We start from the raw sequence: 15,683 nt of genomic DNA on the forward strand, positions 1-15,683 counted from the left end.
TTAATATGAAAATTGCTCAACTCTCCTGTTTAGCACTTGTTAGCTTGACATTATTTGGTTGTGATCAAGTTGCAAAAAAAACGCCACCAACTTCAACCTTAAAAGCACGTGAGCCCGTGATTGCTCTAGCATTAGGCGGTGGCGGTGCTAAAGGCTTTTCACATATTGGCGTCATCAAAGTCCTTGAGTCACATGGCATTAAAGCTAAAATTGTGACCGGCACCAGTGCTGGCAGCTTTGTTGGTAGCATTTATGCAAGTGGGCAAACGCCTTATCAGATGCAAAGTCTTGCATTAAAACTACAAGAGTCTGACATCCGTGATCTCACCTTAAATAGCCAAGGTTTTATCATGGGGCAAAAACTTCAGAATTATGTCAACAGTCAAGTTGCCAACAAACCGATTGAGAAATTCCCAATACGTTTTGCTGCTGTAGCAACTCGTTTAGACAACGGCAAGAAAGCTGAATTTATTAAAGGCAATGCAGGTCAAGCTGTACGTGCATCATGTAGTATTCCAAATGTCTTTGTGCCAACGGTCATCGGTGGTACCAAATATGTCGACGGTGGTTTAGTCAGCCCTATTCCTGTAAAAACAGCGAAAGATATGGGTGCTGATATCGTAATCGCGGTTGATATTTCTGCGCGTCCTACAGGTGATAAACCCATGAATATGTGGGGATTACTAGATCAGACGATTAATATCATGGGTCAGCAAAGTATTAACGAAGAACTTAATCAAGCTACTGTCGTGATTCAGCCGAAAGTCGGTCATCTCGGTGTACTCGATCTAAAATCAAGTAACCAAGCTATCTTAGAAGGTGAAAAAGCGGCTCAAGCCAAGATCACAGCGATCCGAGCTGCAATTACTAACTTCAAAAAATCCCCTGCAGCATTTAAACCTGCCCCTCGACCAAAATTCTAAAACACATTCATTATCTTTATATATTCATAAAGATAATCATCTGTTACAGTGCTAGAGGTGAATATTTTTTCACCTCTATTTACCGTTTAACGATACGAGCAAATCTATGGAATTTGTAGTTGAGCCTTGGCACTGGTTGGTATTAGGTATTTTGTTAATTCTTTCAGAATTAGTATTACCTGCATTTGCTGCACTATGGTTTGGTATAGCAGCAGTGATGGTGTCTATTTTACTTTGGCTTTTCCCAATGATGGGCTTTACCACTCAAGTGATCACTTGGGGGATTTTATCGATTTTATGTACGATTCTTTGGTTTAAATTTATAAAACCACTCTCAATTGATAAGACCAAAGCGGGCTTATCCCGTGAAGCAACCATTGGTCAAGTGGGGATGGTCATCCAAACTGGACTGGATCACAGTCAAATCGTGGTGCGTTTTCCTATGCCTGTACTCGGCTCTGATGAGTGGAACTGTCGAAGCACAGCTCCTGTAAAAGTCGGAGATCGTGTTCGTGTTATTGATATCATGGGTAATGATTTAGTTGTTCAACCGCATAGCACTTCATAAACATAAAGAGGGTTTCTAATGTCTGTCGGTACTATTGTTGTTTTAGCGCTCTTCGCTTTTGTTGGTATAACCATTTTTAAAGGGGTTCGAATTGTTCCCCAAGGTTATAAATGGATTGTTCAACGTCTTGGTAAATACCATACCACGTTGAATCCAGGTCTCAATTTTGTGATTCCATATGTAGATGAAGTTGCATATAAAATCACGACGAAAGATATTGTGTTAGATATTCCATCACAAGAAGTGATCACACGTGATAACGCAGTGTTAGTGATGAATGCCGTTGCTTATATCAATCTGACCACACCTGAAAAAGCCGTGTATGGTATCGAAAACTATACTTGGGCGATTCAAAATCTTGTACAAACTTCTCTGCGCTCGATCGTAGGTGAAATGGATTTGGATGATGCCTTGTCATCACGTGATCATATCAAAGCGAAATTAAAGGCTGCCATTTCTGATGATATTTCTGATTGGGGGATTACACTTAAAACTGTAGAAATTCAAGATATTCAACCATCACATACGATGCAATCTGCAATGGAAGCACAGGCCGCAGCTGAACGTCAGCGTCGTGCAACTGTTACTAAAGCTGATGGTGAAAAACAAGCAGCGATTTTGGAAGCTGAAGGACGTCTCGAAGCCTCTCGTCGTGATGCAGAAGCTCAAGTTGTTCTTGCAGAAGCATCAGAGAAAGCAATTAATATGGTGACCAATGCTGTTGGCGACAAAGAAATTCCTGTTGCTTACCTATTGGGCGAACAATATGTAAAAGCTATGCAAGATATGGCGAAATCGAATAATGCAAAAACAGTGGTTTTACCAGCCGATGTTTTAAATACAATTCGTGGTCTTATGGGACGTTAATTGTTTTTAACGTTTTATTTGCAAAAAAAGCCATGATCATCATGGCTTTTTTTGTGCTTGAGTACATCTTACTCTGCGATCAACGCTGAATGATCTTTTTCGGCTAATTGCTTAACTTTACGATCAAAGATAAAAGGGCCAAATGGTAAAATGGCAGCAATCAAGCCCAAATTAAAGATCGACAGAGACCATTTCATTCGATGGCAAACAACTAAAAGCATCACAAGGAATAGTACAAATAAAACACCATGCCCCATCCCAATATATTTGACAAAAACAGGATTTCCCCAAATATACTTAATCGGCATGGCAACGCCGAGCAATAATAAAAATGAAATGCCTTCAAGCGTTCCCACAAACCGTAAAGCTTGTACGTTCATATACTTCCCCAAATTAATTTTTTCGATCTAATAAAAATTTAGAAATCTCAATCAACTCTTTGGCATTTTCACCAAAGTATTCTAATGCTTCAAATGCTTGATCATGTAAGGTTTGTGCATAGGCTTGTGCTTGCTCTAAACCCATTAAAGCAGGATATGTTGATTTTTGGACTTGTTCATCTTTGCCTGCAGTTTTACCTAAGGTTTCAGTGCTCGCCGTAATATCCAAAATGTCATCCTGAACTTGGAAAGCTAAGCCAATGCTCTGACCAAACTGACGTAATTTTGGAATCGCCTGATCTGTGCCAGAGTAAATAGTCACAGCCCCCATCATGATGGCAGCTTGAATTAAAGCACCTGTCTTATTACGGTGAATATTTTCCAATTCATCTTGGGCAACATACTTACCTTCAGCTTGGAGATCCAAAACCTGACCGCAAACCATCTTTGAACTTGCTGTAGCTAAAATTTGCATTTGCTTAAGAACAATAGCTGCATCTGTACCTTGTGCCTGATCGTCAAATAAACGACTGCCTAAAATCTCAAATGCCATCGATTGCAGAATATCACCTGCCAACAAAGCAGTATCTTCACCAAATGCAACATGACAAGTCGGTTGACCACGACGCAGTAAATCATTATCCATGCAAGGCAAATCATCATGTGCGAGTGAGTAGCAATGAATCAGTTCTACTGCGACAGCTGCACGACGTGCGGCAGCAAAGTTTTGGTTGGCTTGTAACGAAGCAGCCGCATAACATAAAGCTGGGCGGACTCTTTTACCACCAAGCATGACGGCATGGTGAACAGCTGCTTTAAGTGGTTCCGGGAGAGAAAATGCAGCCAATGCTGTCAATAAATCTTGTTGAATACGTTGTTGAGCTTGTTTTAAAACATCCGCATTAACTGGAGAAATAGACGACACAATTGCCTCGAAAAATGAATAAATGAAGAAGTGACAGCATCTGTCAGAATGGCAACATCATATCACTATTTATCCCGATAGATTATCTTTGTATTTTTCAAGCTATACAAAATAAAAACACCCCCAAATGGAGGTGTTTAAAATTGATGAAAACGGCTTAGAAGGTATCACCTGGTACACGAACCCAACCTTCCATCAGAACACGTGCACTACGACTCATAATAGCTTTTTTCACAGCCCATTTTCCATCAATCAACTCAGCTTGAGCACCAACACGTAACGTGCCTGATGGATGTCCAAAACGAACCGCTTCACGCTCACCACCACCAGCAGCTAAATTCACCAACGTACCAGGAATCGCAGCAGCAGTACCAATTGCAACTGCAGCAGTTCCCATCATGGCATGGTGAAGTTTACCCATAGATAATGCACGAACTAATAAGTCAACATCAGCAGCTTCAACTGTTTTACCACTTGATGATGTATAGGTTTTTGGTTGAGATACAAAAGCAATCTTCGGAGTATGCTGACGCGCAGCTGCTTCAGAGATGTCTTTAATCAAACCCATTTGAACAGCACCATACGCACGGATTTTTTCAAAACGAGCTAGTGCTGCGGCATCACCATTAATATGATCTTGTAATTCAGTGCCTTGATAACCAATCGCTTCTGCATTTAAGAAAATAGTTGGAATACCTGCATTAATGAAAGTTGCTTGGAAAGTACCGATCTCAGGTACCACCAATTCATCAACAACATTTCCTGTAGGGAACATATCCCCACCTTCTTCACCATCATCAGCAGGATCTAAAAATTCGATTTGAACTTCTGCCGCAGGGAAAGTGACACCATCTAATTCAAAATCACCTGTTTCTTGAACTTGACCATTGGTCACTGGAACGTGCGCAATAATAGTTTTTTGAATATTCTTCTGCCAAATGCGAACTGTGCAAATTCCATTTTCAGGAATACGAGCTGCATCCACCAAACCATTTGAAATTGCAAAAGAACCGACAGCAGCAGTGAGGTTTCCACAGTTACCACTCCAATCTACAAAAGGCTGGTCGATTGAAACCTGTCCAAATAAATAATCAACATCATGTTCAGGCTGTGTACTTTTAGCCAAAATTACCGTTTTACTGGTACTTGAGGTCGCCCCTCCCATACCATCGATTTGTTTACCGTATGGGTCAGGACTACCAATCACACGCAGAAGAAGTTGATCACGTGCTTTGCCTGCTTCTTGTGCCGCTTCAGGTAAATCATCAAGTTTGAAAAAAACACCCTTACTTGTGCCACCACGCATATATGTTGCAGGGACTTTGATTTGCGGTACTGAGCTCATGTCAATTTCATCCTTTTATCATGTTCTTGGTGCAAGTAAATCTTGAGTCTAAAATTACTGCACAGCAATAAAATATGCCATACGACCAATTGCTTTTCGGTCAATTGTTATGGGTAAAATGTGCTCACTATATTGAGTATTTTTGTACAAATTAACAATGGCATCGAAACATTTATACGCGGTTTAAAAATCAAGTGTCCGATTTAAATGCTCAGAAAACAAACTTTACTTAGTTTACTATTCACCCAAATATAAGATTTTAAATGAATTTTAAAAACAACTTTCCAGTCATAGCCCGCCTGTACTTTTACTAGTCGAAAATCATTCAATCTATTAGAATAATCCACTTATTCCTCGTCGAGCTCAGTCCTTTGAACAACGATTCTTCTAAACTTCAGCGTGGACTAAAAAACCGCCATATCCAACTCATCGCGATGGGTGGGGCTATTGGTACGGGCTTATTTTTAGGTTCTGCGCAAGTCATCCAGTCTGCTGGACCATCTATTATTTTGGGTTATGCGATTGGCGGTTTGATTGCTTTTTTAATCATGCGTCAACTCGGTGAAATGATCGTAGAAGAACCTGTAGCAGGTTCATTTAGTCATTTTGCATATCAATATTGGGGTAAATTTCCAGGCTTTTTATCAGGTTGGAATTATTGGGTATTGTATATCCTTGTTGCGATGAGTGAGCTCACGGCAGTCGCAAAATATATCAATTACTGGTGGCCTCATATTGCTGCGTGGCAGTCAGTTTTATTCTTCTTTGTGATTATTACAGCGATCAACCTCACCAATGTAAAATTCTATGGTGAGTCAGAATTTTGGTTAGCCATTATTAAAGTCACCGCTGTTGTAGCGATGATTTTATTTGGTCTGTTCTTGCTGTTCACTGCGGATGCCAACTCTACGGCTTCATTTACCAACCTTTGGAGTCATGGTGGATTCTTCCCGAATGGGTTTGAAGGTCTATTCTTCATGCTGGCATTCTTGATGTTTGCATTTGGTGGTATTGAATTAATCGGTATGGCAGCGGCTGAAGCCAATGATCCAAAGAAAACGATTCCTAAAGCGATCAACCAAGTTGTGTTCCGTATTCTGATTTTCTACATCGGTTCACTCACAATTTTATTATCACTTGTGCCTTGGAATCAGCTTGATTTAGGTGGCTTAGATAAAAGCCCATTTGTAATGATTTTCAGTCAAATGGGAATTGGTTGGGCTGCTCACCTACTTAACTTCATTATCTTAACCGCAGCATTATCTGTATATAACAGTGGTATGTATGCAAACAGCCGCATGTTGTTTGGTTTAGCTGAACAAGGTAATGCACCTAAAGTATTTGCTAAAGTGAATAAACAAGGTGTTCCTGTTCCAGCCGTATTGCTTTCCGCATTGCTCATCTTCGGATGTGTACTTTTAAACTACTTCGTACCAGAAGATGCCTTAGGTCATTTGATGTATGTGGTTGTAGGTGCTTTAGTTTTAAACTGGGCAATGATCAGTTTGACGCATTTGAAATTTAAAGCGATGGTCAAACAAAAAGCATTAACAACGAGCTTCCCTGCTTTATGGTCACCATTCAGCAATTATCTTGTACTCGCATTTATTGCGGTTGTACTTTACATCATGTGGCAGCAAGGCTTTAAAGAATCTGTGCTCATGATTCCTATTTGGATCGTTCTAATGTTTGTGCTCTATCGTGTTTTAAATTTGAAAAATAAGAGCTAAACACAGCTAGTCGGTATCATCAAAAAGTGATTGCTAAGGCAATCACTTTTTTGTTTATAATCATTTAATTATGCGCTCATAGCTTAACTGGATAGAGCAGTTGCCTCCTAAGCGACCGACGTGGGTTCGAGTCCCGCTGAGCGCACCATTTAGCTGTTGAAGTCAATATTTTTTAATATGGTCTACGCCAGTGAGATAGAAATTCATACCCTGCATAAAAAGATCAGCTTTGTACATTGAAGTAACAGTTGATAAATCATTTAAGATTTTTAAAATCCAAAATCAAAATTAGATACGCATTTTTATGCCGTAAATTATTCACCAAGCAAACGCTAAAAAATACAGTACTTTTAAATCTCAATCATTAAATTAGCTAGCTAATAAGGCTCTCGCTTTGATCAATAAATCCTGCTGATCAATCTCAGATGGATGAAAACTTGCTTTATAAAATGCTAAATAGTCAGGTAATAAACGCCACATCATGTGGACAAGACCCATAAGTGTTTGTGTGTTCTTGAACAGCTGCTTCGGTGAATATAAGGTATTCTTTCGATCTTGCCAGACTAAATGACCTGTCATTATGATCGTGCTACTGATGAATCCCACCGTAATTGTTCGCATACTTCTACGACGTTGAGCTAAGTTGGCAAAGACTTGCTGATATACATCAAATGCCACATGCTTATGTTCGATTTCTTCAACAGCATGCCAAAGCCAAAGATTCTTCATATTTTCAGATAAGCCTTTAAACATAATATTTGGATATTCAAGCATATAACCTGCCATCATCGCCGTAAAATGCTCAAGTGCAACTGTAGCAGCCAATTGACGGCGCTGACTTAAAGTTCTTAAGCGGGTCATTTCCTGCTCATAAGCCTTTTCAAACTTTTTTAGATGATAATCATTGTTTTGCACCAGTTGATTAAACTGCTCATGTGCTCGCGCATGATGCGCCTCTTGCCCAATAAAACCTGAGATATCTTTTTGTAGTTGTTCATCATGGATTTGATCACGCACATTTCGGACGGTTTCTACAAAAAAACGTTCACCCTGTGGGAAGCTCATGGATAGAGCTGTGAGAAAATGTGACATCAAAGTAGATTCAGTGTATTGCGTGGTAATTTTTTCGGCTTTGAATTGCGTTTGGCGCACTGTAATTGTATTCACATCATTTGACATCGTCGCTCTCCTCACCCATAACATTTCTGTAAGCAAACACTAAATCACATCAGCAAGTCTTATGACTTACATCTCTGATTGATCTACAACTTCAATCAAAAAATTAGCTCAACTATTTGAAATTAAATAGAGGCTATATAAAGTTCCAAATAAGAACTAATGATTAAATTATAGCCTCTTCTGAATGCTGTCAATTTGTTTTTCATATACCAGTGTTATTTGTCCTATAAAGACTTGTTATGTCCTTCGATGCGCTTTGGCTTAAAATTCATAGAGTTTTGCGCCTAAATTTAACTCATTACAAAGCTATGCCTAAATAAATGCTGTTCCAATTAAAGCATTTAGCAGTTTTTTTTGAGTCCGACATCAAAATATGTGATGACTTAAATATCCCAATTTTTTTCAATAGCAGTGATCTGACTCAAGACATGCTGATACTCTGCCTGTTTAACAGTACACCACAATGCAACAAAATCTTGATTTAAATATTCACGCATCCAATGATTAGCTTTAAATCTCTTCAATGCATCCATTTGTTCTGTCGGAAGAAAATAATGTTCACCAATCTGCTTAGATTGATTCACCGATTTAGGGATTGCTGATATGTGAGTTAAGCCATGCAGCGTTCCCATTAATATGATGGCGACTGCTAAATACGGATTGCAATCGGCTCCAGCTACTCGATATTCGATTCTTTGATTTTCTGAATCCGAACATGGAATGCGCAGTGCGACATTACGATTATTCCACCCCCAGTTTGCTTCCAAAGGAACATGCTGACCTAACTTAAATCAGCGATATGAATTGAAATTGGGGGCTAAGATCGCCATAGAATCTGGCATGAAATGAATTAATCCACTGATTACATTTAATAATGGCTTTGCAAAGTCACGTTCAAAACAACTAAAAATATTATGTTTGTTAGCATCAAGTAGACTCATATGAAAATGCATTCCACTCCCTGCTTTATGCAAATCTGGTTTTGCTAAGAAATTAGCTTTAAATCCATGTTTATTTGCAACTTGTTTAATACTCCGTTTTAACATCAAGATTTGATCACAAAGCTTCAAAATATCAGTTCCATGCGGCAGATTAATTTCATACTGATCTGTCGATGACTCAGAAACGATTCCAGTGATATGTATTCCCTGTATTTGAGCAATCGTTTCTATTTCATCCATCAGTGCTTGGATATCAGCATGTGGGTTTAGATCAAAACATTGTTTAGGGATAGCTAACTTTTGGCTCTCTTGGAATAAAGGCTGTAAGTAAAACTCAAGCTCAGCAGCGATACATGGAAAATAATCTAACTGATGTAACTGATTCAGCAATTTATTTAAAATATTGCGCGGTTCATAACGACAATCTTGTACATTATTTTCTTTCATCGTTAAAAGTAACTGGGCATTGATATGTGGATCTATGGGATTGGGATGTAATGACCCCAACACAGGTACACATAAATAATCTGGTTCACCGACAAATTTGCCTAGTCCAGTTTCCTCAACAACATTTCCATCCAAACTCATGGCGTAAATAGACAGCGGTAGATAACAACCCTTATCTAAGCTTTTGAGACAACTGATATCTATCCTTTTGCCTCGTAAATGCCCATTGAGATCATAAAGGAAAATATCGATGTGCTTAGTATTAGGATAAGTATCTAAATAGCTATCCACTTCATTGAGGAAGCTGTGATTATGAATGGAGTCATTAACCCTAGTGCGTGCAACTAAGGGTTGAAGATTATTATTAATTTTAGTCGCAGAATTTATCTCAGCTAATGCTGCACTCATGGCTATAGACCTAAGTTATTTCGATCTATTCAGCTTAGTGAATGCAACAAAAGTTGTAACGTAAAGACTTTATAAATTATTTTACCTATCCAGTAAAAAAATCATAAATTCAAAAAGGTAAAATGAATATTAAATCGCATTTTCTATTTAATCAAACAACTGCTGTAGCCTCATTCGTCTTATACGCAAGCTCATTTTTTTCAACATATAGTTGCTAAAAACAACCAGTAAAAAGCCGATTAAAAACGAACCAACCACATCAAATGGAAAATGAACTCCGACATAAATTCTAGATAAACCAACAACCAGACTGACGAACAAGCCAATAATTCCAATTGTCTTAAATCCAGCAAGTAGATAAGCAAATGCAATAATGACAACGGTTAGCGTATGCTGACTAGGAAAAGATGAACTCAGACCATGCCCAATCAACTTATGTCCCAAATCCAACTGAAATGGACGAGGATGATGATAAAAATATTCGATTAAGTCACTTAATATCAAAGAGATAAGCACTATAAATAAGGTTTTAGCAAAGATTAGATGATGTGTTTTCCATTTTAGAACCAACATCAGAACCAGCAAACTGATAAAAACAGTATTTAGATCATCCGCTAAAAAAACTGCGATCTTGTCTATGATAGGGAATTGGGTCGCTAGTGAATTGATACTATGAAACAAATAAATATTTGTTTCCTCAAAGATCATATTATGTTTATCCACGGTCTTGATATCTATCACAAAGAAACTCGTTTTAATGTAGGCAAGTAAGATGAAAGAATGATGAAATCATTATACTTTACTATTCACATTATTATTGATATCAAAAACTTACTTTTGTAACTGAGAATTATTCTTGCAAATAGAAACATTTAGAACTATTTGCAAGAATGTCTTATCGATTTAAAATTTAAATTCTAAGCCAGTACCCACAACAGGTTGCTTATCCTTAGCATCAGCCTGTTCAAAAGTTGAATAACCTGTATATCCGTAGACTTTAACTTGTTTGTTGAAAGCATAATCTAAACCCAACAATATTTGCTGAGCATCCAAATCTGCCTGTTCTGTTTTAAATGAAGTCGAATTCTGACTGTACTGAGCTTTGACTGTCCAATTGGCATAATTTGGTACTTTGTACTCAGCACCAATCAACCAACCATTAGAATCATCAATATTTGCAGCAGCTTCATCATTTCCAAGTTTATTTTCAACCTCAGAAGTTTGATAAAGCGCTTTGATCATCAATCCCTCAACAGGTGTGATTCGACCAATCAATCGCAATGTATTTGCCGCTGCAAAAACCTCATCTACATTGGTTTCTGTATCTTTTGCATTTAATAAACCGTGTCCCAAAAAATCACTTGGAATAGCTTTGTCATAACCAACGCCAAGTAAAAATAAAGGATGGCTATAACTCAAAGAAGCAGACCATGCATCCCCTAATCCACGTCCAGCCGTATTTACACCACCGCGTTTATCATCTTCAATACCTCGACTCTCGCCAGTAGCCAACAAAACACTGGCTTCAATATTACCGCCTTGAAAAGCAAGCTCTGGAGAGTCGTACACCAGCACATTATTGACACGATTTTCGCCTGTCATAATGCCTGTGATATCGGCTTTATTACTTATGTAGTTATTAAAACTATCGACAGGACTAGATAACTCTTTGAGCGGAGTATTATGCTTACCGACTTTAATAGTTCCTAAACGCTGATCTTTTAAACCAATATAACGATTTCTTTGAGACCAATCAGTCTTGTCGCCATCAGCATAAAATGCCCACTCTGCTAAATAGACAGCGCTCAAACGATCAGATAATTTTTCTTCGCCTTTAATGCCTAAAAATGAACTATTGCTATTAATTTTCCATACATCGCGATCAGATGAGTTAGCATTATTTTCTGGTAAATAATCTAAACTTGCATCTATCTCACCATAGAGTTTTGGTGCTGCAAATGTTGAACTAGTGACAACACTTAAGATCGCTACACATACAATTTTCATCTTCATTCTAGTCATCCTAACCATCTAAAAAATACAAAAAGAACCCATATTTCGCTGATATCAGCAAAATTATGATTTAAAAAAGAATTGTGAGTACTTGAGAAAACTCATGTATTTCAATCTACACATGAGTTTTCCGAGAATTTAATTACATATGATAAAAAGGGAAAACACCGAAAATCAAAGCACTACCCATCAATACGCAACAGGTAATAAATGCCCATTTCAAAGTGAATTTTTGATGATCTGCCAATTCTACAGCCGCTAAACCACACAACAAATAAGTTGAAGGAACAAGTGGTGATAATAAGTGTATCGGCTGACCAATAATCGATGCGCGCGCAATCTCAACAGGTGGAATACCATAATGCGAAGCCGCTTCAGCTAAAATCGGTAACACACCGAAGTAAAAAGCATCATTCGACATAAAAAATGTGAGTGGCATACTCAATACACCTGTAATCGGTGCAAGATAAGGTCCCATACTTGGTGGAATAATCGCGACGAAGCCTTTCGACATCGCTTCAACCATACCTGTACCCGATAAGATGCCCGTAAATACGCCCGCTGCAAAAATCACACCCACGACTGCAAGCACACTGTCTGCATGCATCGCGATACGTTTTTTCTGCATATTTACGCATGGATAATTCACAACTAAAGCAATACAGAAACCAAGCATGAATAAGATCGACATCGGTAAAATCCCTTTCACCAAAGATGCCATCAACAACAAGGTTAAAATACCGTTGAACCAGCGTAAATGTGGACGTTGCGCATCAGGGTCTTTTGAGATCGAGATATCATCAGCATGACTAATATCTACCAGCTCAATAACACCTAAACGTTTACGTTCGTACATACCATACAGATAAGCCAAGAAAAATAGCCAAGCAGCCGCAACGATCATCGAGGGAATCATTGGAATGAATACTTCACTTGCATCCACTTGCAGCGCGCTTGCGGCACGTGCTGTTGGACCACCCCACGGCGTAAGATTCATAACTCCACTACACAACAACATCAAACAAGTCATAATGAGTGGATTCATGCCGACCCGTTTATACAGTGGCATCATGGCTGCAACACAGATCATGTAGGTCGTGGAACCATCACCATCTAAGGAAACCAATAAGGTTAGAAAAACAGTTCCTAGGGTAATTTTGAGTGGATCACCTTTGACTTTCTTCAGAATCCATCTAACCGATGGGTCAAACAACCCTGTATCAATCATCAATGCAAAATAAAGGATTGCAAAAAGAAGCATTACGCCCGTTGGTGCAAGTTTTTTAATACCATCTAACATGGTATTGCCGAGCTCGGCTAATTGAATATGACTAAGACTTTCAAAATAAAAACCTAATCCCCATGCAATAATTGCAAATAAGAATGGGATTAAAATTAATGCAACTAACGCACTAAGACATTTTGACATGATCAAATACATAAAGCTCATGATCATGCTAATACCTAAAAAAGTAAGCATTTTAAGCAATCCTTAGCATAATTAATATTGTGACTGGTTATCTCCTAACCCAGCCGAGATTCTATGCGATAGAAATCAAAATAATTCATTTAATTTTATTATAACAATCAACAAATACATTCACATGAAAAATAAACAAAAAACATATAATATCAACAATCAAAAACAAGTTATTGATTTTAATGCTTTTATACAAAAACAAATACAACCAAATGATAAAAAGTTGGTAAAAATAATATTTAAAAATACTATATATTTACCACACCTATGCAATATAATAGTGCAAATATTGGTTATTTTTTAACTATTTTATTAATATAACAATTAAAATAAATAAACCTAATTAGAAGAACACATATAATGAATAAATAACACCCAACTGAGACCAGATTAATATTCAAAACAATTATTTTATTTAACACCCGAATAAAGAATAAAAATCCAAAAAAGATTTATTTATTAAAAATCTATTTTTTATAATAAAAATATTATTTAAAACAATCCTCAAAAAACATTCTAACGAATAACATTACAATCAAAAAAAGAATACTATCTAAAATCATAATTTTAATTATAATCATAGATAGTTTGATCCTAAACGATATAAAACAAAGACATAACGCATGGAAGGAACAAAAAATGAATCTTTATGAATCTCAGGGACACCGCGATACTGCCCATGAGCAACTTTTTAACATCTTCAACCAACAACGTTCCGCATTTAATGCTCTTCCATATCCCGATTTAGATTCAAGACGTAGCAAACTATTTAAGCTTAAAAAGCAAATTATTCGTTATCAAGATATCATCGCCGAAGCCATTAATACTGACTTTAGTTCTCGATCAATCGATGAATCTAAACTGCTCGATTTACTTGGTTCTGTTCTAGAGGCTGAACATGCGATCCGCCATCTAAGAAAATGGATGCGTCCAAGCAAACGAAGTACTGAATTACTTTTTTTATCAAATCGACTAAGAGTCCAATACCAACCTAAAGGTGTGGTCGGTGTTGTTGTACCTTGGAATTTCCCTGTTTACTTGGCTTTAGGACCATTGGTGGCAGCCTTGGCTGCTGGCAATCGGGTCATGATCAAATTACCTGAAATCACACCTGCGACCAATGCTGTTATGAAACGCATGCTTGCTGAAGTTTTTAGTGAAGATGAAGTCGCTATTTTTGGCGAGGAAATTACCGATCCTTCGCTATTCACGACCCTGCCTTTCAATCATATCGTTTTCACAGGGTCACCCGCGATCGGTCGTGTGGTAATGCGTGCTGCGGCAGAGAATTTGACCCCAGTCACCTTAGAACTAGGCGGTAAATCACCAGCTTTAGTGAGTCGTCATTATCCATTAGCTGATGCTGCCATGCGTATCCTGCATGGGAAAGCGACCAACTGTGGGCAAATTTGTGTAGCACCAGATTATGCACTTGTTCCAAAAGAAAAAGTAATTCCGTTTGCTGAACAATGTAAATCACATTTTACATCTATGTATGGCAACACAATTGATGAAAATAGCAATTACACCTCCATCGTCAATGATCGTCACTTAAAACGATTGCTGGAGATACTTGAGGATGCAAAGGCTAAAGGTGCTGAGGTTATTGCATGTGGAGAATATCATCCAGAACGTGATGCTCGTCGTATGCCTGTGCATCTTGTATTGAATTGCACAGCAGATATGCGCATTCTCAAGGAAGAATTATTTGGTCCCATCCTACCAGTCGTTGCATACAATACGATTGATGATGCGATTACCTACATCAAAGTGGGTGAACGCCCATTAGCACTGTATTGCTTTACCCATGATGCCAATGAACGTGACTATATTTTAAAACAAACTCATTCAGGTGGTGTGACGATCAATGATTGGGGTTGGCATGTAGTCAACCATGATGCTCCTTTTGGTGGTATCGGTAACTCAGGTATGGGAACTTATCATGGTGTTGAAGGTTTCCGAGAGCTTTCGCATGCAAAAACTATTTTTACCCGTCAGCGCTTTTTCCCAACCCAATTATTCTATCCACCCTACGGAACTTGGGTACAAAAACTCGCTTTGCATTTCTTTTTGAAAAAGGGCGATCCAAATCTCAAATAAAATTGAAAAAAAAGAGTTTAAAACTCTCTTTTTTTTAAGTGAATAAACAGGTTATTTCCTTAGTTTGGATCTAAAAAACGTAATCCAACACCTGCAATTGTAAAAATATAAGATGGCGTGAGTGCTGAATCACCTATCTTAGTACGCAATTTTTTAACTAAAATTCGGAGATAGTGAGTATCCTCTTCGTGGCTGACACCCCATAGCTCAGCCATGATTTGTTTTTGGGTAACAATCTTTCCTTGGTGGCGAATCAGTAATGCTAAAAGCTGTATTTCTTTTGGGGCTTAGGAAGTTAAAGAGGATTGTTACGGAGTAATTTAAGCAAATCGAGATATAAATTACCGTTCCGATGATTGAAGCGATACTCCGTTTCT

12 protein-coding genes, 1 tRNA gene and 3 pseudogenes are annotated in these 15,683 nt (G+C 38.0%); 6 read left to right on the top strand and 10 right to left on the bottom strand.

Annotated features, from left to right (window positions below):
* Positions 1-5: 5 nt before the first annotated feature.
* The 3 genes from MKL32_RS00730 (at position 6) to MKL32_RS00740 (ending at position 2,358) form a co-directional block, all read left to right on the top strand.
* Positions 6-923, top strand: a complete 918-nt coding sequence (locus MKL32_RS00730; protein ID WP_005402178.1) for a patatin-like phospholipase family protein — start codon at positions 6-8, stop codon at positions 921-923.
* 106 nt (positions 924-1,029) lie between these two features.
* The gene (locus tag MKL32_RS00735) at positions 1,030-1,491 is read left to right on the top strand and encodes an NfeD family protein (protein ID WP_270900058.1); all 462 of its coding nucleotides are present in this window, start codon (positions 1,030-1,032) and stop codon (positions 1,489-1,491) included.
* 18 nt (positions 1,492-1,509) lie between these two features.
* Entirely contained in the window at positions 1,510-2,358 is an 849-nt protein-coding gene (locus MKL32_RS00740) for an SPFH domain-containing protein (protein WP_004908506.1), read from the top strand.
* A gap of 68 nt (positions 2,359-2,426) precedes the next feature.
* Here MKL32_RS00740 and MKL32_RS00745 read toward each other — a convergent pair whose 3' ends face one another.
* From MKL32_RS00745 to prpF, 3 genes are all read right to left on the bottom strand, one after another.
* The gene (locus MKL32_RS00745; RefSeq protein ID WP_004908508.1) at positions 2,427-2,738 is read right to left on the bottom strand and encodes a DUF3817 domain-containing protein; all 312 of its coding nucleotides are present in this window, start codon (positions 2,736-2,738) and stop codon (positions 2,427-2,429) included.
* A 13-nt stretch (positions 2,739-2,751) separates the two neighbouring features.
* Positions 2,752-3,663, bottom strand: coding sequence for a polyprenyl synthetase family protein (locus tag MKL32_RS00750; RefSeq protein ID WP_270900059.1), 912 nt, complete (start codon positions 3,661-3,663; stop codon positions 2,752-2,754).
* 157 nt (positions 3,664-3,820) lie between these two features.
* Complete coding sequence (gene prpF, locus MKL32_RS00755) at positions 3,821-5,008, bottom strand: 2-methylaconitate cis-trans isomerase PrpF (protein WP_270900060.1); 1,188 nt, start codon at positions 5,006-5,008, stop codon at positions 3,821-3,823.
* A 371-nt stretch (positions 5,009-5,379) separates the two neighbouring features.
* Here prpF and MKL32_RS00760 point away from each other — a divergent pair, with 371 nt between their 5' ends.
* The gene (locus tag MKL32_RS00760; RefSeq protein ID WP_004950684.1) at positions 5,380-6,738 is read left to right on the top strand and encodes an amino acid permease; all 1,359 of its coding nucleotides are present in this window, start codon (positions 5,380-5,382) and stop codon (positions 6,736-6,738) included.
* Between the two features lie 72 nt (positions 6,739-6,810).
* Positions 6,811-6,886: transfer RNA gene (locus MKL32_RS00765), tRNA-Arg, on the top strand.
* A gap of 221 nt (positions 6,887-7,107) precedes the next feature.
* Here MKL32_RS00765 and MKL32_RS00770 read toward each other — a convergent pair.
* From MKL32_RS00770 to MKL32_RS00790, 5 genes and pseudogenes are all read right to left on the bottom strand, one after another.
* Positions 7,108-7,917 carry a metal-dependent hydrolase gene (locus MKL32_RS00770; protein WP_270900061.1) on the bottom strand — a complete coding sequence of 270 codons (810 nt, stop codon included), beginning with the start codon at positions 7,915-7,917 and terminating at the stop codon, positions 7,108-7,110.
* Positions 7,918-8,300: 383 nt separating this feature from the next.
* A pseudogene (locus tag MKL32_RS00775) lies at positions 8,301-9,713 on the bottom strand (glutamine synthetase family protein).
* A gap of 147 nt (positions 9,714-9,860) precedes the next feature.
* Positions 9,861-10,421 carry a phosphatase PAP2 family protein gene (locus tag MKL32_RS00780; protein WP_270900062.1) on the bottom strand — a complete coding sequence of 187 codons (561 nt, stop codon included), beginning with the start codon at positions 10,419-10,421 and terminating at the stop codon, positions 9,861-9,863.
* Between the two features lie 195 nt (positions 10,422-10,616).
* On the bottom strand, positions 10,617-11,726 hold the full coding sequence (locus MKL32_RS00785) for a porin (protein ID WP_270900063.1): 1,110 nt from the start codon (positions 11,724-11,726) through the stop codon (positions 10,617-10,619).
* A gap of 142 nt (positions 11,727-11,868) precedes the next feature.
* On the bottom strand, positions 11,869-13,206 hold the full coding sequence (locus MKL32_RS00790; RefSeq protein ID WP_270900064.1) for a CitMHS family transporter: 1,338 nt from the start codon (positions 13,204-13,206) through the stop codon (positions 11,869-11,871).
* A gap of 639 nt (positions 13,207-13,845) precedes the next feature.
* Here MKL32_RS00790 and MKL32_RS00795 point away from each other — a divergent pair.
* Positions 13,846-15,306, top strand: a complete 1,461-nt coding sequence (locus tag MKL32_RS00795) for a coniferyl aldehyde dehydrogenase (protein ID WP_270900065.1) — start codon at positions 13,846-13,848, stop codon at positions 15,304-15,306.
* Between the two features lie 59 nt (positions 15,307-15,365).
* On the opposite strand, the pseudogene MKL32_RS00800 reads toward MKL32_RS00795, so the two are convergent.
* Positions 15,366-15,587 (bottom strand): annotated as a pseudogene (locus MKL32_RS00800) (winged helix-turn-helix domain-containing protein); the annotation flags it as partial.
* A gap of 14 nt (positions 15,588-15,601) precedes the next feature.
* Positions 15,602-15,683: pseudogene (locus MKL32_RS00805) on the bottom strand (IS1595 family transposase); the annotation flags it as partial.

It is taken from the genome of Acinetobacter sp. AOR34_HL (assembly GCF_027854795.1).
In the GTDB taxonomy this organism is placed as follows: Bacteria; Pseudomonadota; Gammaproteobacteria; order Pseudomonadales; family Moraxellaceae; genus Acinetobacter; species Acinetobacter junii.

Coding starts and splice junctions, on each gene's coding strand:
- MKL32_RS00780 (WP_270900062.1), bottom strand. CDS start 10,421: ATGATCTTTGAGGAAACAAATATTTATTTGTTTCATAGTATCAATTCA.
- MKL32_RS00770 (WP_270900061.1), bottom strand. CDS start 7,917: ATGTCAAATGATGTGAATACAATTACAGTGCGCCAAACGCAATTCAAA.
- MKL32_RS00790 (WP_270900064.1), bottom strand. CDS start 13,206: ATGCTTACTTTTTTAGGTATTAGCATGATCATGAGCTTTATGTATTTG.
- MKL32_RS00740 (WP_004908506.1), top strand. CDS start 1,510: ATGTCTGTCGGTACTATTGTTGTTTTAGCGCTCTTCGCTTTTGTTGGT.
- MKL32_RS00795 (WP_270900065.1), top strand. CDS start 13,846: ATGAATCTTTATGAATCTCAGGGACACCGCGATACTGCCCATGAGCAA.
- MKL32_RS00785 (WP_270900063.1), bottom strand. CDS start 11,726: ATGAAGATGAAAATTGTATGTGTAGCGATCTTAAGTGTTGTCACTAGT.
- MKL32_RS00735 (WP_270900058.1), top strand. CDS start 1,030: ATGGAATTTGTAGTTGAGCCTTGGCACTGGTTGGTATTAGGTATTTTG.
- MKL32_RS00730 (WP_005402178.1), top strand. CDS start 6: ATGAAAATTGCTCAACTCTCCTGTTTAGCACTTGTTAGCTTGACATTA.
- prpF (WP_270900060.1), bottom strand. CDS start 5,008: ATGAGCTCAGTACCGCAAATCAAAGTCCCTGCAACATATATGCGTGGT.
- MKL32_RS00745 (WP_004908508.1), bottom strand. CDS start 2,738: ATGAACGTACAAGCTTTACGGTTTGTGGGAACGCTTGAAGGCATTTCA.